The following is a 22760-nucleotide window of genomic DNA, read 5'->3' as shown; positions in this document are numbered from 1 at the left end:
GCCCATGCCGAGCACCGGGCCCCGGAACCTGATCGAGATCCGCTCCCTGATCGACGCGCTCGACTCGGGGATCTGGTCGACCTCCTCGCCCGGCGCCCGCGGCTGGTGCGGACGGCGGCGGCCAACGCCGACGGACGGGCCGTACGCGCCCCCGACCGCGCGGAGCGGGTGATTGCGGCCGCCCGGGCCGGGCCGGGTCTGCGGGGCCGGCCCCGGAGGTCGCGGACGCTGCGCCGGCATGGCTTCACGCCGCAGCGTCACGCCCGCCGCTCCTACCGGCAGCAGGACGTACAGGTGCGGGCCTGGCTGGGGCTGATCAGTGCGGCCTGCGCTCCGACACCCCCGCCCCCGGGCGCTCCTGGGCCCAGGCCGGGCACACCCGCTGGTGCGGGTCAACGGCCGACGCTTCAGGGTCAACATCATGTCTGCGATCGCTTCGCGGGGCTCGCTGTGCTTCATCGTCTTCCCCGGCAAGTTCACCGCGAAGGTGTTCTGTGCGTTCCTGAACCGCCTCGCCGCTCGGGCCCGCCGGAAGGTTCATGTCATCGTCGACCGGCACCCGGTCCATCGCAGCAAGGTCGTCAAGGAGCTACTGGTTGGCCCCGACAGACAACTGCGATGCACAGAACGCAGCAGGTGCGCGGGCGACGTGGTTGAGGGCCGGCCACTCTCGTAGCTCAGGGCCTGCTCGCCCTCCAACAGGCCTGAAGCCGGCTCTACAACCGGCTCGCCCGGCAGCCGGGCGCGGAGGCGGTCGAGCCGCGGGCGGAGCTGTTCCGGCTCTCGTACCGGATCGGCGACCACCCGTACTGGGGTCAGGGGCCCCGATGCCCTGGCCGGCCGGTCAGCAATCGGCGACTTCAACGATTGGCAGCCCGGCGTCCACACCCTCACCGGGCCCGAGGACGGAAAGCGGGCCGTCACGGTCGCTCTGCCGCCGCGAGCACCCACTCATTTCGCTGCCTAGCCGCCCGGGACTGCTGGTTCAACGACGACAGCATCAGCGACCAGGACGGCACCAGCAGCCGCCTGAGCACCTGAACGGCCCAACGGCGTGACGCCCAGCCGCCCCGGCGTTGAGAGCAACGACACGTGCCCGCCTGCCCGTCCATCCCGGGCCGGTACCCGTGTGACGATCCTGCCACCCAGTCAGCGGCCTGGCATTCGAGGAAGTGACGGATGCCGGCGGCAAAGGACGCCATCTGCTCGCCGGCTTCCAGCTGTGTCGTCACCGAAGCACTCCAGCCGCCTGCGGCCTTCCGCCAAGGGCGCAGCGTCAAGGTCAAGTCGACGTGTCCATCCGGTCGGAAGGCTGCTGATACGGCGAGGTCGTGGTCGCCGGTCTCCCAACACTGCTCGCCATCCCCACCAGTGAAGTCTCCGGCGAGCTTCTCCAGGAACGGCGCGAGGTCCTTGTTGTTCCCGGTCCAAGCCACAGCCTCGTCGAGGCACGCGCTCAACCCTGCAGCCTGAATCTCCACCGACTAGTGCACGCATTAGCCGTCGGAGCTGCGCCGGTCACGGAAGCTGACTCCAACGGACATGTTGTCCTGGCAGCGGATGGTCACGCACGGCCGCTCATCGCAATCGACTTGGGAGTTCACCCAAGAATTTCAGGCCATCCCAGTACCTGCCCTGGCAGGAGTGCCGAGAAGCCATGCACCGACATGCCGATGCGGGTCATGGCCGGCCGGTAGGCCGTCGCGGCGGTCTGGGCGGCTTCCCCGAGGGCTTCCGCGAGCAGTTCGGGCTGGGGCGGGTAGGTCATCGGCAGCTTCCTCGGGTCGGGGTCAGCCCGTACGGGACGACCCCGGTCGGCCGGGGTCGGGGTGCGCCCGCACCGGCACACCGCAGAGCGGGCCCAGGCGGCAGCCTGAGCGTCCGCGGCAAGGGTTCCCCCGTGGAGCGGTCCGTCTTGACGGACTTCCGCCGTCTCATCGAGCGACGCGCAAGCACGAACGGAGCTGGGTACGACCGGATCGGAACGGAATGGACGCCAGACTTCGCCGTAGGTCAGACCCGGTGGCACAGAAGGGATTAAGACGCCTCGAATACGCCTATCCCATGACTTTTGCGCATCCTCGTTGGGGACTTCAGTTTCACTGGTGGGCGGTAGATCGGTTCGGCCGAGTCGGTTTGTTCTACTCCGCGTTCGGCCCTGTGCCCTCGGCGGCAAACGCTCATGAACAGACCATGGATGAGGCGACGGCCTGGGCCAAGACGCGTCACCCGGAGTGGTTCGACGCGCAGTGAGGTCGCCTTTTCCTTCGACCAGGCCCCGCAGGTCAACCTGGGATACCACGGAGGTCGGGAGGCCATCTCGGCCTCGGCACTGACCCCCTGTACGTGCTGCCAACGGCACCCGGATGGGCGGGATCCCCCGCGGCAAGTCCTTCCGAAGGTCCGACTTCAACGCGAACTCCGTACGTTGGCAGGACAGCACGCGAGAACCTGCCCCGGCCCAGCAGGCTGGACCCCTACACGTTCTACCTGGAGCGGCGATGAGCCGAGGGGTCCACCAGCGTCGCCCACCTCCCACTTGGGAGTCCCGACGCGCGGTGTCCCGCCGGGGCTGCCGGTGTGTCTCAGGCGAGGGACTCGATGTAGGCCCAGCCGCCTTCGCCGACTCGGACCGGGGTGCCGAAGGTGCCGGTGGTGCCCGAGCGGAACCACAGGTCGCCGCCCGTGGCGGTTGTCGCGTCGTACTTCGTGGTGACCCAGAGGTCGGCGCGGCCATCGGCGTCCGCGTCGCCGAGGGAGACGGCCAGGGGGCGCTGTGCGGCGGTCCAGGTGTCGCCGCCGATCGTCTGGGGCGCGGCCAGACCGGCCGCGCCCTTGGAGCGGAACTCCTTGAGCTCGCCCGTGGTTCGGTTGCGTGCCCACAGGTCGGCCATGTTCTCGTCACCGGTCTCGGCCGGGTTCTCGGTGACGTCTCCCGGGGTGAGCACGTCGTAATCCGCCCAGCTCCCCTCGGTGGGCTGCAGTCCGATCGCCGCGCGGGGCAGTGAGGGTCCGGTCGCCGGGGTGCCGCCCCGGTGCAGCCACATGCTGCTGCCGCCCGCGCTCTTGACGACCAGGTCGCTCTGGCCGTCGCCGTCGAGGTCTCCGGCGGCCAGCGGGACGGTGCCCGTCCAGCCGGTTTCCCGGTTGGGTACGGCTACGCGCTCGCCCAGCGTTCCGCCGCCCACGTTCGGGTAGACCCACAGGTTGTCGCCGATCCGCGCCACCACGTCCTCGCGCCCGTCGCCGGTCCAGTCGCCGCGGTGACTGACCACGGCCCCCAGCCAACCGCCGCTTCCGATGAGCTGAGGGGAGCCGAACCGGCCGTCGCCGATGCCCGGGTAGAGGCGCAGCGTCCCGTCCTTGCGTACGGCGAGCAGGTCGGGGCGGCTGTCTCCGGTGAGATCGCCGTTCACGGGGGCCCGGGTGACCGCCTTCGCCCGCAGGAGGGCGTGGTCCTTCGCCCCGGCGAGCTGCACGTCGTCAACGGACGCGGACGGGGCCGCGAAGTCCTCCGAGCTGAAGAAGGCGTGGTCGAACTTCGCCGTATAGGTCTTGGTGGTGGTGTTCCAACCCGCCGTCGGGGTTTTCGTCCCGGCGTCCGCTTCGAGGAACGGGCCCGTCACGGGCCTGCCGGGGCCGACTGTCGGGTCCACGACGTCGGGCCTTGCGTTGAAGTCGCCGCCGAGGATGACGGCGGCGCCGCCGGCCTTGGCCTCGATGTGCCCGAACAGCTCGTGCATATCGCCCGCCGCGGTACTGGCGGACAGGTGGACGCTGCAGGCCAGGGTGTGGCGGCCGGCGACCGGACCCTTCGCGCACACCGCGAGCCGCGTGTCGTTCGCCACGACCTGAACGGACGATCCGGCGACGCCCGCGCTCGTCCGCAGGATGACGGCCTGTCCGAGCCGGGTCGATTCAGCGGTCGGCGTGGCCGTCGTACTCCACTGGTCGCATCCGGGGCTGCTCAGCTTGGCCTCGAAATGCCCGGAGTATCCCGCCCCCAGCTTCAGTATCAGCTTCTCGTACTGGCCGGCGCACAACTCCTGGAGCATGACCACATCGGTCGCCCCCAGGTCGGGCACCTTCTGCAGCGCCTCGTCCGCCCACACGTCCTCGTCCGCCGCGCTGCTCTTGCACGTCGAGGATGCGCCGCACACGTTGTACGAGATCAGGCTCACCGGCTTCCCGGCCGGGGCGGCCCCCGCCGCGGCGGCCGGGCCCGCCGCCGTACCGGCGAACAGACCCGCCGCGAGCATCAGGCCGGCCACCAGTGTTCTTCGTATCGCTTGCACGTACTCGTGCCGCCCCTCTGAGGAAAATCACCAAAACCCGGTGAGTCTACAAAGGCCTCTGGTGCGGCATCGCCACCAGCTACGAGAGAGCGCCATCGACTACCTCGCCGGACTCCACATCGCGGGCATCGTCCTCGGGTCTGCGAGATGGGGCCATCTCACTGGCGGCCCCCGCGCACACTGCCTGGTCAGGGTGCGGCTGATCTACGGGCCGCACACCTAAGGAGACTGAAATGGAGTTCGGTCACTGCCTCAGCGAGGTCTCCTGGCATCTCTCGTGCCACAGGGAGAGCGCATGACAGGAACGACCCCACTGCCTTCGTCAGTTCGATCGGCGTTCCGTCCTCCAGGGCCCGACACGAGGGGTGCGGGGACGAGAGGGGCGCGGAGCCCGCTCCGGGGAACGGAGACCCGGAGCGGGCGGGTGCACCCGTCCCATCAACGACGCGGAGCAGAATCGGTTCCGCAGAATCGGCCACCGATTGCCGGAATACCTGGCGCCGGGTCCCGGGTTGTGGCTCGACATGGCAGACACCACGAACACGACGGGCGCGCCGGGCGCGCCGGACACTGCGAGCACTGCGAGCGATGCGGGCAGCGGAAGCGCTCCCTTCGACCCGCACGAGCTGCTCGCGGGCAGCCGGCTCGGGGTCCTCGCGACCCTCAAGTCCGACGGCCGCCCCCAGCTCTCTCCCGTCCTCCCCTCGTACGACCGGGCCGCCGGGGTCATCCGGGTGTCGACGACGGAGGGGACCGCCAAGACCGCCAACCTGCGCCGTGACCCGCGCGCCGCGCTGGAGGTGACCGGCCCGGACGGCCGGACGTGGGCCACCGCCGAGGGCACGGTGACGCTCGTCGGGCCGGGCACCGACCCGCACGGCCCCGAGGTCGAGGCCCTGGTGGACTACTACCGGCTGGCCGCCGGCGAGCACCCGGACTGGGACGAGTACCGGTCCGTCATGGTGTCGGACCGCAGGGTGCTGGTGACGATCGCCGTCGACCACGTGTACGGCGCATCGCTCCGCTGACCGCCGCGCCCCGGTCGCGCCCCGCTCCCGCCCCGGTCGCTCCGCCGTTCGAGGGACCGTGCGGTGTGCCGGACGGCCGTACGGCGAACGGCGGCGCAGGGTCGTCCCCAAGGCCGCGTTCGATGCGCGCCGGTGAGTCGTGAGGTTGGGGAGACGTAGATGCGCATGTTCAGAAGGATCGCTGTGGCAGGTACGGCGGCCGCCGCCTCGGCAGTTCTCTTCGCCGGGGGCGCGCTGGCGGCCGTACCGTACGCCGACGGCCTGGTCGTCAGCTCGGCCGGCGTCAAGGTCCGCGCCAACGCCACCACCAACGCCCGTGTGGTGGGCTCCCTGCGCCCGTGGGAGAAGGTCAGGCTGTCCTGCCAGGTGCAGGCGAAGTGGGTCGAGGGCAACAACGTCTGGTACCGGCTGCACGGCCAGCCGAGCGGCTGGGTGTCGGCTCGGTACGTGCACAACTACACGGTCGTGCCGTGGTGCTGACGCACCGTCCGTGACGTGGCCGCGCGGCCGGTGGGGCTTCCCGCCGGCCGCGCCGGGCCGCAGGGCGTGCCCCGCGCCGTCGGCGGCGCGGGGCACGTCCGTCTTCCGCCCCTGCCGGAGACCGGCGGGGGCGCCCGGCGTCCGTCAGGTGCGCAGGTGGGAAGCGCCGTTCAGGTCGAGCACCGCTCCCGACGCCCACTGCGCCTCCGGCGAAGCCAGCCACAGCACCGCCGCCGCGACCTCCTCCGCCGAGGCCACCCGGCCGAAGGGGCTCTGCGCCCGGATCGCCGCGCCGTCCGCTCCGCTCAGCCGGGGCGCGACCCGCTCGGTGTCGAAGAATCCGGGGGCCACGGACGCGACACCGATGCCGTACGGGGCGAGCGAGACGGCGAGCGACTGGCCGAGCGCGTGGACCGCCGCCTTCGTCGCCCCGTACGCGGGGTGGTCCGGCTCGCCCTTGAAGGCGCCCCGCGAACCGATGTTGACGATGCGCCCGCCCGTGCCCTGCTCGATCATCCGGCGGCCGGCCAGGTAGCTGAGATGGGACGTGGCCAGCAGGTTCACGGCGACGTGCTGCTGCCACGCGCTCACCCACTCCTCGTACGGGGTCTCGGCGAGCGGATGGCGCAGGTTCACGGCCGCGTTGTTCACCAACACGTCAACGCCACCGAGGAGTTCGGCGGCCGCCGACTCCACGGCGGCCACCCCGGCCGGGTCGGAGAGGTCGCCGCCGACGAGCCCGTGTCCCGCGCCGTCGAGGGACTCCAGGGTCAGCCGCGCCTCGGCCTCGCGCGAGCCGTAGTGCACGGCGACGCGGTCTCCGTTCGCGGCGAACGCCCGCGAGACGGCTCGGCCGAGGCCTCGGGAGGCACCGCTGACGAGTACGCGGCGGCCGGTGGCGGGCAGGTTCACGGGCAAGGGCCTCTCTCGGTGGATCCCGGTCGGCGGCGCCGGTTTTCGCGCCCGGCCGGCCCGGTTCACCGTCCGGTTCACGACTGTTCGCGGCGGGTGCTCGACGTCCATTCATACAGGAGCGGACGGGGGTCCCGCGCTTCCCCCGGCGCCCCCGATACCGTCGAGTGGTGACGACCACGCTTCCCCCTCTCCCCGCGCACCGCTCGGCCCCACCCTGCCCCCGCTGCGGCGCCTCCCCCTGCGACGGCCGCGGCGCACCGCACACCGACGCGCGCCCCGCCCAGCGCCGTTCGGCCCCGGCCCGGCGGGCGCGCGAGGCCACCGGGCCCCGCCCCGACGCCCCGCTCGCCGACCGGGCTGCCGCCGTGTTCGGCCGGGAGGCGGGCCGTATCCGCTGGCCGTACGGGCTGGACCTGCCGAACTCCCCGAGGCAGCCGACCGGGGAGGCGCAGGCCCGGTACGAGGAGGCCGTGGCGGACCGGTTGGCCGCGCAGTAGGCGGTCACCGGCTGGGCGGGGTCGCTCGGGCTGAAGCAGAGCCGGTCGGGCTGCTGCCCCCGGTGGCTCCAGCGGCGGGCCAGCCGGCGCTGCACGCCCTGGACCTGTACCCAGTACGGGGGCAGCGGGCCGGACCACGACTGGCTGGACCGCCTGACGTCCTGGACGCACGGCGGAGCCCCCGCCGCGATCACCTCGGCCCCGCACCAGGTGACGCCGGAGGACGAGGAGCGGCTGGCCTGGTGGACCCGGAGCGAGCCGCGGCTGCGGGTCGCCCGCGGCGCCGGCTGGTACGGCTCCGGTACCACCCAGCTCCTCGTGTGGCGCGCGGACCTGCTGGGCGAGGACGTACGGCCCGCCTGACCACCGGCGGCCCGGGGCCGGGGCAGAGCCCCCTGAAGGCACTCAGCGCCTCGGGCCCCCGGTGGCGTAGACCGCGGTGCCGGTGACGGCCAGGGCGAGGGCCGTCCAGGTGCCGGCCGCCGTGCCGGGCGGCAGGAGCATCCAGGTCAGCACCCGGGCCGGTCCGTCCGCCGCGGGCGGGACGACGAGGGACACGGCCACCCACGCGAACGGCGGGATCCACGCGTACGGGCTCCCGCACCAGGCCGCCCCGAGGGCGACGAGCCCCATCAGGCCCGCGCTGTTGCGCACCGTGAACGCGAGGGCGGCCGGCTGCCCGCCCGCCGTCTGCGCCGCCAGCAGCACCGCGCCGGCCAGCACCCCGCAGAGCAGTACGTGCACGGCCCTGCGGGGCCTCCAGCGGATCGCCGCCGTTCGGTCCAGCCCGAGGTCCTGCCCCCCGAGCCCGACCGACAGGGCCGTCACCCCCGCGGCGAGGACCAGGGTGGCGAGCCGGGGGTCGCCCGGCCCCGTGCCGACGATCCGGGCGAGGGCGCACACCGCCACCGCACCGGCCGCCACCGCGGCGAGGGAGGCGGGCACCCGCCGCGAGCGCGCGTACAGCACCAGCCACCTCACCGGGGTGCCCCGCCGGTCAGCGCGGCCAGCACGTCGCCCGAGCAGTCGACGGCGGCGGCGTGCAGGGCAGCGATCCGCAGGCGCTGTTCGGAGCGCGGCAGCGCGGTGAACACCTCCCACACCGGACGGGCCACCTCCTCCTGGTGACGCGCGGAGTGCATGGTTCCGTCGAGCGGCCGGAGGTCCTCACCGAGCGCCCAGGCGGCTCCGATGCTCTGGGCGGCGGCCTCGTCGAGGGTGCCGCTCTCGGTGCCGCTGCGGGGGCGGCACACGGGAGCGAGGCCCTGGCCGACCAGCGCCCGGGTCAGCCGCTCCCGGCCGACGGCGCCGCCGATCGTCCCGTCGCCGAAGTCGACGAGCACGGAATCGGCCGACCGCTCCGGTGTGTCGCCGAGCGCCCGCGGGACGGTGGTCTCGCGGACGGTGACGGGGGCCCGGTCCCCCAGGGCCTCGCGCAGCAGGCGCAACGCCTCCTTGCCGGGGCCCTCCAGGCCGTCGAGGCGCGCCCGCCGGGCCGTCGTCACGCACACCGGGCCGTCGCACACCTGGGCCGCCGCGGCGCGGTCGACGACGTGCGTGTCGCGCGGGTCGGCCGGGAGCAGGAGCACGGCGGCGGCCCCGCCCGCCACGAGGGGGGTGAGGGCGAGCAGCCGCACGCGCGGGGTGGCGGCGGCCAGCAGCGCCAGGCCCGTCGCGGCCATGCCGAGCAGCCACACGGTCTGTCCGAGGTGCACGGGGGCGGAGAGCGTGAGGAGCGTCTCGCGCACCTCCGGCACCGCGGGCGACAGCAGCGAGAGGCGGTTCGGCGCGGCCGAGGCCGGTACCGCGTCGTCCGTGGTCTGCCGCACCAGGGTGGTGAACAGGAAGGCGCCGACGGCCAGTACGGGCGGGGTCAGGACCGAGGGCAGCGCCCGCGCGACCCCCATGCCCAGGACGGCCCCCGCGGCCAGGGCGAGCGCGCCGACCAGCGAGACGGGCAGCCAGCCGAGGTGGGCGTACGGGGCTCCGCCCGCCAGCACCCGGACCGCGCCCAGGAGGACGAGGATCGCGAAGGCGGTGACGAGGGTGAGGGCCGTCGTGCCCGCCGAGGCGGCCGCGCGGTGCCGGGCGGGCCGCGGGGTGCTGATGAGCAGCTCGGCGATCTTCGAACGGTGGTCGCGCAGTCCCTGGAGCGCACCGAGTCCCACGGCGAGCGGCCACAGGAAGATCAGCAGGAAGCGGGTCCACAGGGCCATGGAGGTCCACTGGGCCGTCCACAGCGCGGTGCCGGTCCACCACGGGCCGGGGACGAGGTACAGGAAGGCGAGCGAGACCGCCAGGACCGCGGCGCCGGCCCAGGGGGCGACGGACCGCCGCAGTTCGGTGCGCAGGATGCGGAGGTTCACCAGGCACCCCGCGTCCGTACGGGGTCGACGAGGAGCGCCGAGTAGCCGCGCTCCAGTGGGCTGTCGCCCACGTGTTCCGGGCCGCCCGCCGCGGCCAGCTCGTCCGGGGACCCCTGGAAGACGAGCCGTCCCTCGGCGAAGAGCAGCACGTCGGTGCAGGCGGTGGCCACGTCCTCCACGAGGTGCGTCGAGACGACCACGCAGGCGTCCGTGCCCAGTTCCTGGAGCAGTGCGCGCAGCCGCAGCCGCTGTGCGGGGTCCAGCCCGACCGTCGGCTCGTCCAGCAGCAGGATCGACGGGTCGTTGACGATGGCCTGGGCGATGCCGGCCCGCCGCACCATCCCGCCCGACAGGGCCTTCATCCGCTCGTCGGCGCGGTCGGCCAGGCCGACCCGCTCCACGGCGCGCTGTACGGCCGCGGGGATGTCCGCCCTGGGCACCTCCTTCAGCCACGCCATGTACTCGACGAACTCGCGCACGGTGAACCGCTTGTAGTAGCCGAAGTCCTGCGGGAGGTAGCCGATGCGGCGGCGCAGCGCCCGGTGCTCGCCCGGGCCGCCCACGGACCGGCCGAGCAGTTCCAGCTCGCCTCCGGCGGGCCGCAGCACGGTGGCGAGTGCCCGGATGAGGGTGGTCTTGCCCGCTCCGTTGGGGCCGAGGAGACCGTGCACCCCGGTGCCCAGCGCCAGGTCGAGTCCGTCGACGGCCATCCGCTTCCGGCCGGCCCTCACCTTCAGTCCGGTCGCCTGGATCTCCCAGGCGTAGGCCGTGGGGGCGATGTCGGCCCTGCTCACTGCGGGCATGGTGCGCTTCCTCTGCTGTCGGGGCTCGTGCGGGGGTCGTCCGAGCGGTACGGGGTCCGCTTCGATGGGGTCTGCTGCGACGGGGTCTGCTGCGAGGGGGTCTGCTGCGACGGGGTTCACGGCCGGGCTCCCGGCACGGTGTAGGAGCGTCTGCGGGCGATGACCACGGCGACGCCGAGCGCGAGCAGCAGCCCCCACACGGGGAGGCCGTCGCCGCGCAGGACGAAGGCCGTTCGGCTCGTGGCCAGGGTCGGCGCGGCCACGACCGCGGCCCACGTGCCGATCAGCGCGAGGGCGGCGCGGGTCACGCCGAAGACGCCGCCGAGGGCCAGGGTCAGCGCGGTGAAGGCCAGGCAGGGCAGCAGCCACTGGGCCGCGGTCACCCCCGGCATTCCCGTCGCCCATCCCCCGGCCAGCAGCGTGGGGATGACCACGGTGAGGACGGAGGCGGTGCGCCGCAGCACCAGGGGGAGCCCCGCCCGCGGTGTGGCGGCGGTCAGTTCGTAGGCCGGGTCCAGGGCGCGCGACCACGAGGCCGCGACGCCGCACACGGGCAGGACGGGGGCCAGCAGCAGCACCAGGGAGACCCGGCCGGAACCCGGGCCGATCGCGTCCAGCAGCAGTGCGAGCAGGACGACGGCCAGGATCATGGCCAGCCACGGCGTCATGGCGGGCGTCGTCCACGCCGACCAGCGGGCCGGGCGGCGGCGAGGTGGGGCCGGTGTGGTGGCGGCCAGGAGGGGTGCGAGTTCGGACCAGACGGCCTCGGTCAGGGCCGCCGTGGCGGGCGCCCCGGCCGTGACGGCGTCCGACAGCCGGTCGCGGCAGACCCGGCAGCCCTCCAGGTGGGCCTCCAGGGCCCACAGCTCGTCCGCGGCGAGGTCCGTGTCGCCGCGCGCGTACCCCTCGATGAGCCGTGCCGACGCGTGTTCCCCGTTCATGCCAGTGCCTCCCGCATCGCGATCCGGGCCCGGCGGGCGCGGGTCTTGACCGTTCCCTCGGGCAGTCCGAGCAGAACGGCGGTCTCCCGGACGGACAGCCCGTCGAGCACCATGGCCTGCAGTACGTCCCTGAGTTCGGGTGCCAGGCGCCGCAGCGCGTCCCCGACGTCGCCGCCCACGGTGGCTCCCAGGGCCTCTTCCTCCGCCGCGGGCGCCGCGGGGTGCGCGGCGGCCGCGAGCGGCGGCTGCGCGTGGTGGGCCCTGCGCCGGAACGCGTCGACGAGGCGGCGGGCCGCGATCGTCCACAGCCAGCCGACGGCCGTGCCTCCGGTGGCGGTACCGCTCCCGGCGAAGGAGCCCGCCGCCCGCCACACGGCCAGGTACGTCTCCTGCATGACCTCGGCGACGATCTGCTGGTCGGCGCAGCGGCGGCGCAGGCGCACCGCGAGCCACGGCGACGTGCGCCGGTACAGCTCCTCGAAGGCGGCCCGGTCTCCCCGGGCCACCCTCCGCAGGAGGTGTTCCTCGTCCAGTTGCTGCGGCGCCGCGGCCGCTCCCACCCGTTTCACACCTGCTAGACGCGCGGCGGCGGCCCCGGGTTTTCCCCTGGACGTGATCCGGGTCACGTCCAGGGGCGGGGCGGACATGGGGCGGTGGGGCCGGTGGGGCGGTGCGGCCGGTGCGCACGGGCACGCGGGTCCGGCCTCACGCCTTCCGTCGGCCGAGTCCGATCGCCACCAGGAGCGCGGTGGCGAGCACCACGGCCGCGTCGACCGCCAGCACCGTCCGCACGCCGTCGAGCAGTGACGCCTGCGTGGTGGCCAGGACGCCGAGGAGCGGGATGCCGATGGTGATGCCGACCTGCTGGGTGGTGGTGACCAGGCCGGTGGCCAGGCCCTGTTCCGCGTCGGGCACCCCGCTCGTCACGGTGACCCCGTACGAGATGATCGCTCCGAGGTGGAACATGCTGGCCAGCGATACCGCCACGGTCGCGAGCAGGGCGCCCGACTCCGGGCCCACGCCGAGCAGTGCGGAGATGAACACGCCCTGGCCGAGCAGCGAGCCGACGAGGGTGCGGCGGGCGCCGAAGCGGCCGATGAGGGTGGGGGCGTACGTGCCGGCGACGGCGGACGCGATGCCCTGGACGCCGAAGACCAGGCCGGTCCGGAAGGCGGACAGGTGCAGGGTCTCCTGGAGGTAGAGGGTCAGGACGAAGACGACCGTCGACATCATCGAGAAGGTCACGAGGCCGCCGATGTTGCCCCAGGCGACCGTGCGCCGCTTCAGCATCGGCAGGGAGACCAGCGGGGCCTCGGCCTTCGCCTCCACGACCGCGAAGGCGGCGAGGAGCACGATCCCGGCGGCCAGCGTGATCCGGACGTCCGCCCCGCCGAAGCCGCGCTGGGCGGCCGTGGACAGGGAGTAGATCAGCGCGAGGAGTCCGCCGGTGACGGTCACGGCGCCGGGTACGTCCAGCCGCGGTCGCCGGGGGGTGCGCGACTCGGGCAGCAGCCCGGGGGCGAGCAGGAGAACGATCACCGAGGCGACCGCGAGGAGGCCCATCGTCGAGCGCCATCCGAGGGTGTCGGTCATGACGCCGCCGAGCAGCATGCCGACGGTGAAGCCGAGCGACAGCAGGGTGCCGGAGATGCCCAGCGCCCGGTCGCGCAGGGGGCCTTCGGGGAACGTGGTCGTCAGCAGGGACATGCCGGTCGGCACGATGATCGCCGCGCCCAGGCCCTGGACGGCGCGTCCGGTCAGGAAGGACGCCGGGTCCCAGGCGAAGGTGGCGAGAAGGGAGGCCGCGCCGAAGACGGCCAGGCCGGTCAGGAACAGCTTCTTGCGGCCGTAGAGGTCGGCGATGCGGCCGAAGAGGAGCAGGAATCCGCCGGACGGCAGCGCGAAGGCGGTGACCGCCCACTGCAGGGCGGACCGGCCGAGGCCCAGGTCCTTGCCGAGGACGGGCAGGGCCACGTTGAGCACGGAGAAGTCGAGCGCCACCATGAACTGGGCGGCGCAGAGTACGAAGAGGACCAGTCTGGCCCGGCCGGAGAGCCGGCGGTCCTCGGGGTCCGCGGGGTCCGCGGTCTGCGGAGCGGTGGTCGTCGTCTGTGTGTCGGTCGCCATGGCCCTACCTTCACGGCGCGGGAATGCCCGTGAAGAGTGGGAACTTATCCTGTTGGTGGCACCACCAGGGGGCCGGCAGGGGGAACTTCGTGGCGACACCGATCGACCAGCACCGCCGGGCGGAACTGCGCGAGTTCCTGATGAGCCGGCGGGCCCGGGTCACTCCGGCGCAGGCCGGGCTGCCGGACGGCGGAGCGCGGCGCCGCACGCCCGGTCTGCGGCGGGAGGAGGTCGCCGTGCTGGCCGGGGTCGGGGTGTCCTGGTACCAGTGGCTGGAACAGGGGCGCGACATCACCGTGTCGGCGCAGGTGCTGGACGCGGTGGGCCGGGTGCTCAAGCTGACCAGCGCCGAGCGGCGGCACCTGTACGTGCTCGCCGGTCTCAACCCGCCCGCCCTGGAGGTCGCCCCCGGGGACCGCGACATGTGCCACGGTCTGAAGCGGCTGATCGACACCTGGATGCCCTACCCCGCGCACATCATGGACGTGTACTGGAACACGGTGATGTACAACGAGGCGGCCGCGCTGGTGCTCGGGATGCGCCCGGAGACCGTGCAGAACTGTCTCGTCGCCTTCTTCACCGATCCGATCTACCGGCTCCGCTCCACGCGCTGGGAGGAGGTGGCGTGCGAGGTCGTGGCCCAGTTCCGGGCGGCCTGCTCGGAGCACCCGCGGGACGAGGGGTTCCGTACGGTCGTCGCGGAGGCGAAGGAACGCAGCCCGGAGTTCGCCGCGCTGTGGGAGCAGCGGGACGTACGGCCCGGCGGCCAGCTCCGGAAGGAGATGGAGCACCCGGTCGTGGGCACGCTGCACGTCGAGTCCACGCAGCTGCGCGTGCCGGCCCGCCCCGACCTGTCGATCGTGCTCCACGCTCCGCTGCCGGGCACGGACACCGCTGCCAAACTGGAGTGGCTGACGTCTCCGGAGGGGCGGCGCGGCCTGATGTATCCCGTCGCGGGCTGATGCGTCCCGTCGCCGGCTGGGCGAGCGGCGGGGGCCGGGGCGGCGGGGGGCCGGTTCCGGGCCGGCCGGTCGGCCGCGGTCGCGGGTACGCCGTACGGCCGGTCAGGGGTGGCGGGAGCCGAGGACCGTGACGGCCTCGATCATGCGGTCCCAGAACCGTTCGGCGTCGAGGGTGACGGCGACCTGCGCGTTCACCGGGCGGTCCAGGTACTGGTGGAGGTCCACGACGGTGGCGCCGCGCGTGTACCGCCCGTGCAGTTCGACGGTGACGTTCGCGTCGACGCAGCCGACGATCGACGGGTCGATGACCCGGGCCACCGCGACGGGGTCGTGCAGCGGCGGGTGGGGCATGCCCCACAGCCGGTTGTAGGCGGAGGCGAAGTAGGCGAGGAGTCCGGCGCAGGTGTCGCCCAGTTCCGTGCCGAGGCCTTCGAAGCGGGCCAGGATCTCCGGGGTGGCCAGAGCCTGGTGGGTGACGTTGAGCCCGCACATGGTGACGGGGACTGCGCTGCGGAAGACGATGTCCGCGGCCTCCGGGTCGGTGTGGATGTTGAACTCGGCCGCCGGCGTGCGGTTGCCCCGATCGGTGGAGCCGCCCATCAGGACGATCTCGCGGATGCGGGCGGCGCTCTCGGGGTAACGGGTGAGCAGCAGGGCGATGTTGGTCAGCGGGGCGGTGGGCACCAGGGTGACCGGCTCCGGGTGGTCCGTCAGGATCCGGTGGATGAGGTCCACCGCGTGTTCCGGGACCACGTCGACGGTGGGGTCGGGGAACCGCGGCCCGTCCAGGCCGGAGGCGCCGTGTACGTCGGCCGCGACGGCCAGCGGCTGGACCAGCGGCCGGTCGCACCCGGCCGCGACGGGGACGTCCGTGATCCCGGCGAGGGTGCAGACCCGGCGGGCGTTGAGCGTGGTCTTCTCCAGCGTCTGGTTGCCGGCGACCGTGGTGACGGCCAGCAGGTCGACCGCGGGATCGGCGGCGGCCAGCATGATCGCGAGGGCGTCGTCGTGCCCCGGGTCGCAGTCGATGATCATCGGAACGGGCACGGGCGCTCCTCCTCGTCGGGGCCGGCCGGTACGGACACGTCCGGGCGGAGGCCCGCGGTGGGCCGCCCGGCCCTTCGCCGAACGTGCCGTCCGCCGTCTGCCGTCCGCCGCGGGAACGGCACGACGATACGCCGGGGCGGTCGCGGCGGGGTCCGGATCCGGCCGGATCGCCGGGACGGCCGGCGGGACCGTCCGAACGGCCCCCGACACCCGCCCCGCGTCCGGGCGGGGGGTGGGGGTGGCCCCACCCCCGAACCGGGGGTTTGAATCCTGGTGGCGGTGGGCGCCGGCGGGGAGGCTTGGGGTATGAAACAACGCACTCCGGCGCTTTCCGCCCTGCTGCTCCTCGCGCTCGGGGCGGTGCTCGCCGCCGCTCCCCCGCCGCCGGCCCTCTCGCCGGTGTCCGCCCTGAGCCGGGCCGCGCAGCCCCTGCGCACCACCGAGCCCACCGGTGGCGTGGACGACCTTCGCCCCGTGGGCCGGATGGTGGGCGAGGCCCGGGTGGTGGGCCTGGGCGAGGCCACGCACGGTTCGCACGAGTTCTTCACGATGAAGCACCGCATGTTCCGCTACCTCGTCGAGGAGAAGGGTTTTCGCACCTTCGCCCTGGAGAGCAGCTGGAGCACCGGGCTCCGGCTCAACGACTACGTGCTGCACGGCAAGGGCGATGCCCGGCAGATCATGCGCGAGGAGTTCCGCAACACGTACGCCTGGTGGAACAGCGCCGAGTACCTCGGCCTCCTGCGGTGGATGCGCGCGTACAACGTCCGACACCCGCAGGATCCGGTGCAGTTCATGGGCGACGACTTCGCCTACGCAGGCCCGGAGCTCTACGACCGGGTGACCGACTACGTCGCCCGGGCCCACCCCGCGCTCCTGCCGGAGATCGCCGGACTGTACGACGGCCTCCGGCCGACGACCTCCGCCGACGCGTACATGAACGCGTACCCGGCGAAGCCGCCGGCCGAGCGGCAGGAGATGGCGGACCGGACGGGCCGCGCGCTGGCCCTGCTCGGGCAGCAGCGCCCCGGGACCGGGGCCGACGGGGAGGCGTACGCCTGGGCCCTGCAGCACGCCACCGCCATCGACCAGACGGCCAGGGGCTACGCCTTCGACTTCGCCGACCCCGCGCAGGTCGCGGCCTGCATGCGCTACCGCGACTCGGTCATGGCCGACAACGTCGACTGGTGGCGGAGGAACACCGGGGACAAGGTGATGCTGTCGGCGCACAACGCGCACCTGGCCCTGGAGACCCGCGATCCGGCGCAGTACCCGAAGGTTCAGGGCAGCTTCCTGCGCGACAGGCCGGCCGAGGGCTACGTGAGCATCGGCACCACCTTCGACCGGGGCTCGTTCAACGCCACCGGTGACGACGGGACGGTGCGCCGCCACACCGTGGGTCCGGCGCAGCCCGGCAGCAACGAGTACACCCTGGACCGGGTCGGCCACCGCGACTACGTCCTGGACCTGCGCAGCGCCCCGCCCGCCGCCCGTACGTGGCTGGCCACGGCCCGTGCCACCCGGAGCATCGGCACCGCCTATCCCGGGCCCTCCGGAGCCGAGTACCCGGTCGCGCTCGCGTCCGCGCACGACATCGTCATCCACCTGCACCGGGTCACCGCCGCCCGGCTGCTGCCGGACGGCCCGGATCCCGCCGACCGGTAGGCGGTGACGCGGACGCGCACGGCCGCCGGTGTCAGGTTCCCGTGCGGGCGCGACGGCGGCGCAGGCGCAGCGCCGCGGCGGAGGCGGCGCCCGCGAGGACCAGGGCCGCCGCGAGGGTCAGGAGCCACACCGGGGTGCCGCCCCACACCGTGAGGAGCTCGTCGTGGTGGATCACCCGCCGGTACGGGGTGTCCGCGGGCGCGGCGCGCAGTTCGTGGTCGGCGTCGATGCGGGACGGGTCCGGGAACCTCTGGTCGATCGCCGTCAGGAACACCGGTCCGGTGCCCGCCAGTTCGGCGAGCGGGCCGTCCTTCGGCGAGACGGTGCCCGCGAACGTCACCTCCGGTGCGGAGCCGCCGATGCGGGAGGCGGGTTCCATGCGGTGGTCGGCCAGCACGTAGAGGCCGAGGGACTGCGGGGTCCGGGCGAGGCGGGACAGCCGCATCGGGTAGACCAGCCGCGGACTCTCGAAGCGGATCTTCAGGGGGTCCAGGTCGCCGCGCAGCACCGCGTCCGGCCGGCGCGGGGCGAGCCGCACCGCGACGTACTCCCACTTCTGGTCCACGTACGGCTCGACCTCGGCGGCGAGCCGGTCGGAGAGCGTGAAGCCGTTGCCCTCCAGCCAGTTCTGCAGGGCCCGGGGGTCGGTGGCCGTGAGGCGGGCGACGTCGAAGTCGCCGAGCTGCTCGCGGCCGACGACGCCGACCCCCGCCCCGTCGCTGCCCGGAGGCGCGGCTCCCGCGCTGTCGCCGCGGCCCGAGGAGAAGGGCCAGTCGGAGTTCCGCGGCCAGAAGTAGCCGCGGGCCCGGCGCTCGGGCCGGGTGAGCGAGGCGAGTTCGCCGAACAGGTCCCCGTCCCCCAGTTCCACCGTCGCCCGGCCCGGCACCGGCATGATCCAGGCGGCCCGGCGGGCGTCGCCGCCGACGGTGAAGCGCATCACGATCTGCTCCGTACGGCCGTCCCAGCGCACCACCGAGGTCTCCCGGTCGACCCCGATCCGGGACTGCCCGTCGGGAACCATCGCCCCGCATCCGCAGGCGTACGCCGGGCTGACCAGCGAGCCCAGCTGGGTCGCGAGCAGGGCGAACAGCAGCGCCAGGATCCTTCGTTTCGTCCACACGGGGTCTCAGACGACCGGCCCCGCGTTCCGGTTCCGCACGCCCGTACGGCCCGCTCCCGGCCGGCCGCCCGCGCACCCCCGCCCCCGCCCTTCCCCTCGGAGCCACGTGGCCGTCACCCGGGGCTGCCAGCATGCCGGGGGACGGAGTTGTACAGACAACTCTGCGAGACGAGGACGGGAGCGTCCCATGACCCCATCGACGCCCGCGACGCCCGCGACGGCGATCACCGATCCGCCGGCGCCCTGGCTGCGCGACAACTGCCCCTGCGGCGCGTGCCGCGATCCGCGCAACGGCCAGAAGCTGTTCCAGATCACCGACCTGCCCTCCGGCCTGGCCGTCGGCGAGGTGCGCGCGTGCGTGCCGGCCGCCGGGGGCGGGCCCGGCTGGGAGGTGGTGTGGGAGCCGGACGGCCACCGGTCCGTGTACGACGCCGCATGGCTCGCCGCCCATGCGCCGGGCGCTCCCGCCGGGGGCCGCGGCGACGGCGGGGGCGCCGCCGGCCGGGGTCTGCCCGGCGACGGCCGGACCGAGGCCGACAAGGAGCTGTGGGCCGCGGCGGACCTGCGGGGGCGGGTGCCGGAAGCCGGCTGGGAGGCGTACCGGAGCGATCCGCGGGTGCGCGAGGAGGTACTGGAGGGCGTGGCGCGGCTCGGGTTCGCGCTGCTGCGGGACGTGCCGATCCGGGACCGTGCGGTGCTCGACGTGGCCCGGACGTTCGGCTTCGTGCGCGCGACGAACTACGGCGAGCTCTTCGAGGTGCGCGTCGAGGCCGCTCCCACCAACCTGGCCTTCACCGGCGCCGGCATCGCCCCGCACACCGACAACCCCTACCGGGACCCGGTGCCCACGCTCCAGCTGCTGCACTGCCTGACCAACGGGGCGCCCGGCGGTGACTCCGGGCTCGTGGACGGCTTCCACGCCGCCGCGCTGCTGCGCGCGCAGGACCCGGACGCCTTCGCCGTACTGGCCCGCACGCCCGTGGAGTTCGTGTTCGCCGACGCGCACACCGAGCTGCGCGCCGAGCGTCCGCTGATCGAAGTGGACCCCCTCGGCCGCATCCGCGAGATCCGCTTCAACAACCGCTCCATCGGCACCCTGCACGGGCCCGCCGACGCGGTCGACGCGTTCTACGCCGCCTACCGGAGCTTCGGGGAGATCCTGCTCCGCCCGGCACTGCGGCTGGACTTCCGGCTCGCGCCCGGCGACTGCGTCGTCTTCGACAACACCCGCCTGCTGCACGCCCGTACGGCCTTCGCCGAGTCGGGCGAGCGCCACCTGCAGGGGGCGTACGCCGACCTGGACGGCCTCCTCTCCGCCCTTGCCGTCCTGCGCCGCGCGGGAGGCGCCGCGTGAACGGCGACGCGCCCCCGCTCGACCTGATCGCCGCGCTCTTCGCGGGCGAGGGCGGCGCCGAGTACCTCGGGGAGGCCGTCACCCAGGCCGGGCACATGCTCCAGGCGGCCGCGCTGGCCGAGGACGCCGGCGCCCCCGACCACCTCGTGGCCGCCGCGCTGCTGCACGACGTGGGGCACTTCCACGGGGCCGTGAGCGGCCGCGACCTGATGGAGGGCGGCCTGGACAACCGGCACAGTCACACCGGGGCCGACTGGCTGGCCCGCTGGTTCGGGCCGGAGGTGACGGGGCCGGTGCGTCTGCACGTGGCCGCCAAGCGGTACCTGTGCGCGGTCGAGCCGGGGTACTCCGCCCTGCTCTCCGAGGCCTCCGTGCACACGCTGCGGGTGCAGGGCGGCCCGATGACCGAGGCGCAGGCCCGCGCCTTCGAGGGCCTCCCGGGCGCGGCCGACGCGGTGGCCGTGCGGCGCTGGGACGAGGAGGCGAAGGACCCGGACCGGGCGACCCCGGACTTCGCGCACTTCAGGCCGTTGCTGGAGCGGCTCCTGCTCAGGGGCTGAGCCGCCGGCCGAGCGCGCCGGCCGCCGTACTGTGCACGGTGAAGGCCACCGTGCCGGGGAGGTAGCGGTCCTGCGACCACTCCACCGGGACGCCCGCCGGGTCGGTGGAGCGGCGCCGCTCCCGCAGCAGCGCCTCCCCGGGCCGGCAACCCAGCAGCCGGGCGTCGTCCGCATCCGCGAGGGCGAGGTCGATGGTGTGCTGGGCGTCGGTGAACAGCACGCCGTGCAGCGCGAGTTGTTCGGAGTACGACACCGTGTCCGGCGGCATCCGCGCGACGAGCGCGCCGACCGCCCCGGTGTACGCCGTACGCTCCACCATCACGGGGGCGCCGGAGAGCGTGCGCAGCCTCAGGACGCGGTAGACCTCGGCGCCGGGTGCGATCCGCAGCCGCTCCGCCTCCTCGGCGTCGGCCGCGCCCCGGTCGACGGACACGGTCCGGCCGCCGGGCCGCTCGCCCAGCGAACGCGCCCAGCGCGTGAAGCTCCGCAGCTCGGCGACGTCGCCCTGTGCCCCGGGGCCGGCCAGGACCACCCGGCGGGTGCCGCGGCGGGAGGTGATCAGGCCGTCGGCGCGCAGGGCGCCGAGCGCCTGGCGGACCGTACCCCTGGACACGCCGTGCCGACGGGCCAGTTCGTCCTCGGCGGGCAGTCTGGCCCCGGACCCGTACTCCCCCGCCGCGATGGCGGCCCGCAGGTCCGCGGCGAGCCCGACGTGGAGCGGGGTCCGGCGGGGTGCCGGCGGGGCCGGTTCCGGTGCCTGGTTCACGGACCCAGCCTGCCACGCCCGCCGGGACGGCCGGGACGCGGAGAGGGTCTGCGGACCGTCGGCCGGCTCACGCCCGGGCCGGTGCTCCCAGGCACCGCCGCAGCAGTTCCGGGGTGACCTCCTCCAACGAGGCGGCGAAGGTGCGCGCCGCCGACGCCGGGACCGCGAGGAGCGACGGCACCACCAGGACCCCGCATCCGGCGGCCTCCGCGGAGGCGGCGCCGTCCGGCGAGTCCTCCACCGCCACGCACCGCCCGGGTGCGAGGCCCAGCCGGGCGGCGGCGGCCCGGTAGGGGTCCGGGTGCGGCTTGGTGCGCTCGGTGTCGTCGGCGGACACGGTGAACGCGAAGGGGACGCCGGCCAGCGAACCGCCCACCACCGAGTCCACGACCACCCGCGGCGAGGCGCTGACCAGCGCGAACGGTACGCCCTCGGCCTCCAGTGCGGCCAACAGCCGCCGGGCTCCGGGACGTAGGGGCGCGCCGGCGTCGACCCGGCGGAAGAAGTCCCGGGTGAGCGCGGCGGCGACCTCGGCCGCGTCGCCCGCGCCCGCGGCGCGTACCAGGTGGGCGGCGGTGTCCCGCACGGCCCGGCCGACCACCTCCGGCGCGTCCGCGTCGCTCAGCGCGTAGCCCAGCTCCCGGGCGGTCCGCTCGGCGGTCCGCCACCACAGCACCTCGGTGTCGACGAGCGTGCCGTCCATGTCGAACAGGACCGCTCCGAGGGCGTTCACGCGGACCCCGCCACGACGAGCACCGGCCGCTCGGCCAGCCCCATCGCGGCGCGCGTTCCGGGCGCCAGGGCGCCCGCGTCCCGCGAGGGCAGGTCCGCCTTGACCCGGACGCCGCCGGGGAGTTCGAGGTGGAGCCGGGTGACGGAGCCGAAGAAGGAGGCGGAGACGACGGTGGCGTCGCCGTCGGGGTCGGCGCTCGCCGTCACGTTCTCGGGGCGTACGAGGACCTCGACCTCCGTGGTGGCCGGTACCGGGCCGTCCACGGGCAGCCGTACGCCCGCCACCTCCACGAGGCCGGAGCCCGCGAGCCGTCCGGGCAGCCGGTTCATGGTGCCGACGAACTCGGCCACGAACGGCGTCGAGGGGCGCTCGTACAGCTCGGCCGGGGCCGCGCACTGCTCCAGTTTCCCCGCGTTCAGGACCGCGACCCGGTCGGCCATCGACAGCGCCTCCTCCTGGTCGTGGGTGACGAACACGGTGGTGATGCCCAGGGACAGCTGGAGCCTGCGGATCTCCTCGCGCAGGTTCGCCCGTACCTTCGCATCCAGCGCGGAGAGCGGCTCGTCGAGCAGGAGCACGCGCGGGCGCAGCGCCAGGGCGCGGGCCAGTGCGACGCGCTGCTGCTGGCCGCCGGACATCTGGTGCGGGTAGCGGTCGCCGTGGTCCGGCAGGCCCACCAGGTCGAGCAGTTCGGCGGCGCGCTCGCGGCGCTGCGCCGCGCCGACCTTGCGGACGCACAGGCCGAAGGCGACGTTGTCGCGGGCGCTGAGGTTCGGGAAGAGGCTGTACGACTGGAACACCATGCCGGCGTCGCGGCGGTTGGCCGGGACGCGGGTGATGTCCCTTCCGTCGACGAGGACTTCGCCGGAGTCGGGCTGCTCGAAGCCGGCGATCACGCGCAGGGCCGTGGTCTTCCCGCAGCCCGACGGGCCGAGCAGGGCCAGGAGTTCACCGGGCTCGACGGTGAGGTCGAGGCCGTCCAGCGCGACGGTGGAGCCGAACGCCCGGCGCAGGGCCCGGAATTCGACGCGCGCGCCCGCGGGGGCGGCGGAGTCGGCGGGCGCCGGGGCCGCGGGGGCGGTGGTGGGCGTGGTGGACATG

25 protein-coding genes are annotated in these 22760 nt (G+C 74.3%); 10 read left to right on the top strand and 15 right to left on the bottom strand.

The genetic code is table 11. The features are described 5' to 3' along the window. The first annotated feature begins 4 nt into the window (after positions 1–4). Together ACZ6S8_RS29935 and ACZ6S8_RS29930 are read left to right on the top strand one after the other, a co-directional pair. Entirely contained in the window at positions 5–172 is a 168-nt protein-coding gene (locus ACZ6S8_RS29935) for a hypothetical protein (protein WP_469460539.1), read from the top strand. A 147-nt stretch (positions 173–319) separates the two neighbouring features. Continuing rightward, positions 320–676, top strand: coding sequence for a transposase (locus ACZ6S8_RS29930; protein ID WP_469460538.1), 357 nt, complete (start codon positions 320–322; stop codon positions 674–676). Positions 677–920: 244 nt separating this feature from the next. Here the strand turns inward: ACZ6S8_RS29930 and ACZ6S8_RS29925 are convergent, their stop codons facing one another. From ACZ6S8_RS29925 to ACZ6S8_RS29915, 3 genes are all read right to left on the bottom strand, one after another. Then, positions 921–1481 carry a DUF6228 family protein gene (locus ACZ6S8_RS29925; RefSeq protein ID WP_469460537.1) on the bottom strand — a complete coding sequence of 187 codons (561 nt, stop codon included), beginning with the start codon at positions 1479–1481 and terminating at the stop codon, positions 921–923. A gap of 119 nt (positions 1482–1600) precedes the next feature. Further along, on the bottom strand, positions 1601–1768 hold the full coding sequence (locus tag ACZ6S8_RS29920; protein WP_469460536.1) for a hypothetical protein: 168 nt from the start codon (positions 1766–1768) through the stop codon (positions 1601–1603). Between the two features lie 817 nt (positions 1769–2585). Beyond that, positions 2586–4271: an FG-GAP-like repeat-containing protein gene (locus ACZ6S8_RS29915; RefSeq protein WP_469460535.1), complete on the bottom strand. Its 1686-nt coding sequence runs from the start codon at positions 4269–4271 to the stop codon at positions 2586–2588. A 548-nt stretch (positions 4272–4819) separates the two neighbouring features. Here ACZ6S8_RS29915 and ACZ6S8_RS29910 point away from each other — a divergent pair. Beyond that, positions 4820–5323 carry a PPOX class F420-dependent oxidoreductase gene (locus ACZ6S8_RS29910; protein ID WP_469460534.1) on the top strand — a complete coding sequence of 168 codons (504 nt, stop codon included), beginning with the start codon at positions 4820–4822 and terminating at the stop codon, positions 5321–5323. A 183-nt stretch (positions 5324–5506) separates the two neighbouring features. Beyond that, complete coding sequence (locus ACZ6S8_RS29905; RefSeq protein WP_469460533.1) at positions 5507–5803, top strand: SH3 domain-containing protein; 297 nt, start codon at positions 5507–5509, stop codon at positions 5801–5803. A 144-nt stretch (positions 5804–5947) separates the two neighbouring features. On the opposite strand, the gene ACZ6S8_RS29900 is transcribed toward ACZ6S8_RS29905, so the two are convergent. Next, positions 5948–6715, bottom strand: a complete 768-nt coding sequence (locus ACZ6S8_RS29900; RefSeq protein ID WP_469460532.1) for an SDR family NAD(P)-dependent oxidoreductase — start codon at positions 6713–6715, stop codon at positions 5948–5950. Between the two features lie 170 nt (positions 6716–6885). Between ACZ6S8_RS29900 and ACZ6S8_RS29895 the strand changes: the two genes are divergently transcribed. Continuing rightward, positions 6886–7215 (top strand): hypothetical protein, encoded by a 330-nt coding sequence (locus ACZ6S8_RS29895; RefSeq protein WP_469460531.1) that lies wholly within the window; start codon positions 6886–6888, stop codon positions 7213–7215. 210 nt (positions 7216–7425) lie between these two features. Further along, positions 7426–7578 (top strand): hypothetical protein, encoded by a 153-nt coding sequence (locus ACZ6S8_RS29890; protein ID WP_469460530.1) that lies wholly within the window; start codon positions 7426–7428, stop codon positions 7576–7578. Positions 7579–7620: 42 nt separating this feature from the next. Here the strand turns inward: ACZ6S8_RS29890 and ACZ6S8_RS29885 are convergent, their stop codons facing one another. The 6 genes from ACZ6S8_RS29885 to ACZ6S8_RS29860 all read right to left on the bottom strand — a co-directional run bounded on the left by ACZ6S8_RS29885 (position 7621) and on the right by ACZ6S8_RS29860 (position 13452). Further along, positions 7621–8196, bottom strand: coding sequence for a hypothetical protein (locus tag ACZ6S8_RS29885; RefSeq protein ID WP_469460529.1), 576 nt, complete (start codon positions 8194–8196; stop codon positions 7621–7623). Then, positions 8193–9581, bottom strand: coding sequence for a hypothetical protein (locus ACZ6S8_RS29880; RefSeq protein ID WP_469460528.1), 1389 nt, complete (start codon positions 9579–9581; stop codon positions 8193–8195). Before ACZ6S8_RS29880 ends, ACZ6S8_RS29885 begins: the two co-directional genes overlap by 4 nt. Beyond that, positions 9578–10384, bottom strand: a complete 807-nt coding sequence (locus ACZ6S8_RS29875; RefSeq protein WP_469460527.1) for an ABC transporter ATP-binding protein — start codon at positions 10382–10384, stop codon at positions 9578–9580. The genes ACZ6S8_RS29880 and ACZ6S8_RS29875 overlap by 4 nt, the downstream gene beginning before the upstream one ends. Positions 10385–10500: 116 nt before the next feature. Next, positions 10501–11325 carry a zf-HC2 domain-containing protein gene (locus tag ACZ6S8_RS29870; protein WP_469460526.1) on the bottom strand — a complete coding sequence of 275 codons (825 nt, stop codon included), beginning with the start codon at positions 11323–11325 and terminating at the stop codon, positions 10501–10503. Beyond that, entirely contained in the window at positions 11322–11831 is a 510-nt protein-coding gene (locus ACZ6S8_RS29865; RefSeq protein WP_469460624.1) for an RNA polymerase sigma factor, read from the bottom strand. Before ACZ6S8_RS29865 ends, ACZ6S8_RS29870 begins: the two co-directional genes overlap by 4 nt. Before the next feature lie 199 nt (positions 11832–12030). After that, positions 12031–13452 carry an MFS transporter gene (locus ACZ6S8_RS29860; RefSeq protein ID WP_469460525.1) on the bottom strand — a complete coding sequence of 474 codons (1422 nt, stop codon included), beginning with the start codon at positions 13450–13452 and terminating at the stop codon, positions 12031–12033. 140 nt (positions 13453–13592) lie between these two features. Between ACZ6S8_RS29860 and ACZ6S8_RS29855 the strand changes: the two genes are divergently transcribed. Next, positions 13593–14414, top strand: coding sequence for a helix-turn-helix transcriptional regulator (locus ACZ6S8_RS29855; protein WP_469460623.1), 822 nt, complete (start codon positions 13593–13595; stop codon positions 14412–14414). Positions 14415–14516: 102 nt separating this feature from the next. Here ACZ6S8_RS29855 and ACZ6S8_RS29850 read toward each other — a convergent pair whose 3' ends face one another. Beyond that, a complete protein-coding gene (locus ACZ6S8_RS29850; RefSeq protein ID WP_469460524.1) occupies positions 14517–15461 on the bottom strand; it encodes a nucleoside hydrolase in 945 nt (314 codons plus the stop codon). A gap of 306 nt (positions 15462–15767) precedes the next feature. Between ACZ6S8_RS29850 and ACZ6S8_RS29845 the strand changes: the two genes are divergently transcribed. After that, entirely contained in the window at positions 15768–17126 is a 1359-nt protein-coding gene (locus ACZ6S8_RS29845; RefSeq protein WP_469460523.1) for an erythromycin esterase family protein, read from the top strand. Positions 17127–17157: 31 nt separating this feature from the next. Here the strand turns inward: ACZ6S8_RS29845 and ACZ6S8_RS29840 are convergent, their stop codons facing one another. Further along, positions 17158–18246, bottom strand: coding sequence for a DUF2330 domain-containing protein (locus tag ACZ6S8_RS29840; RefSeq protein ID WP_469460522.1), 1089 nt, complete (start codon positions 18244–18246; stop codon positions 17158–17160). Positions 18247–18433: 187 nt separating this feature from the next. Between ACZ6S8_RS29840 and tmpA the strand changes: the two genes are divergently transcribed. Together tmpA and ACZ6S8_RS29830 are read left to right on the top strand one after the other, a co-directional pair. Then, positions 18434–19600, top strand: a complete 1167-nt coding sequence (gene tmpA / locus ACZ6S8_RS29835; RefSeq protein WP_469460521.1) for a 2-trimethylaminoethylphosphonate dioxygenase — start codon at positions 18434–18436, stop codon at positions 19598–19600. Beyond that, complete coding sequence (locus ACZ6S8_RS29830; protein WP_469460520.1) at positions 19597–20160, top strand: phosphonate degradation HD-domain oxygenase; 564 nt, start codon at positions 19597–19599, stop codon at positions 20158–20160. Before tmpA ends, ACZ6S8_RS29830 begins: the two co-directional genes overlap by 4 nt. On the opposite strand, the gene ACZ6S8_RS29825 is transcribed toward ACZ6S8_RS29830, so the two are convergent. From ACZ6S8_RS29825 to ACZ6S8_RS29815, 3 genes are all read right to left on the bottom strand, one after another. Then, positions 20150–20926: a GntR family transcriptional regulator gene (locus tag ACZ6S8_RS29825; protein ID WP_469460519.1), complete on the bottom strand. Its 777-nt coding sequence runs from the start codon at positions 20924–20926 to the stop codon at positions 20150–20152. The two genes, ACZ6S8_RS29830 and ACZ6S8_RS29825, sit on opposite strands and share 11 nt — an antisense overlap. Positions 20927–20993: 67 nt before the next feature. Next, complete coding sequence (locus ACZ6S8_RS29820; RefSeq protein WP_469460518.1) at positions 20994–21659, bottom strand: HAD family hydrolase; 666 nt, start codon at positions 21657–21659, stop codon at positions 20994–20996. Further along, the gene (locus ACZ6S8_RS29815) at positions 21656–22759 is read right to left on the bottom strand and encodes an ABC transporter ATP-binding protein (protein WP_469460517.1); all 1104 of its coding nucleotides are present in this window, start codon (positions 22757–22759) and stop codon (positions 21656–21658) included. The genes ACZ6S8_RS29820 and ACZ6S8_RS29815 overlap by 4 nt, the downstream gene beginning before the upstream one ends. Position 22760 lies beyond the last annotated feature (1 nt).

The organism is Streptomyces sp. NPDC048461 (assembly GCF_055587105.1).
The sequence above is the reverse complement of the archived record's forward strand: the minus strand, read 5'-3'. Positions and strand labels throughout refer to the sequence as shown.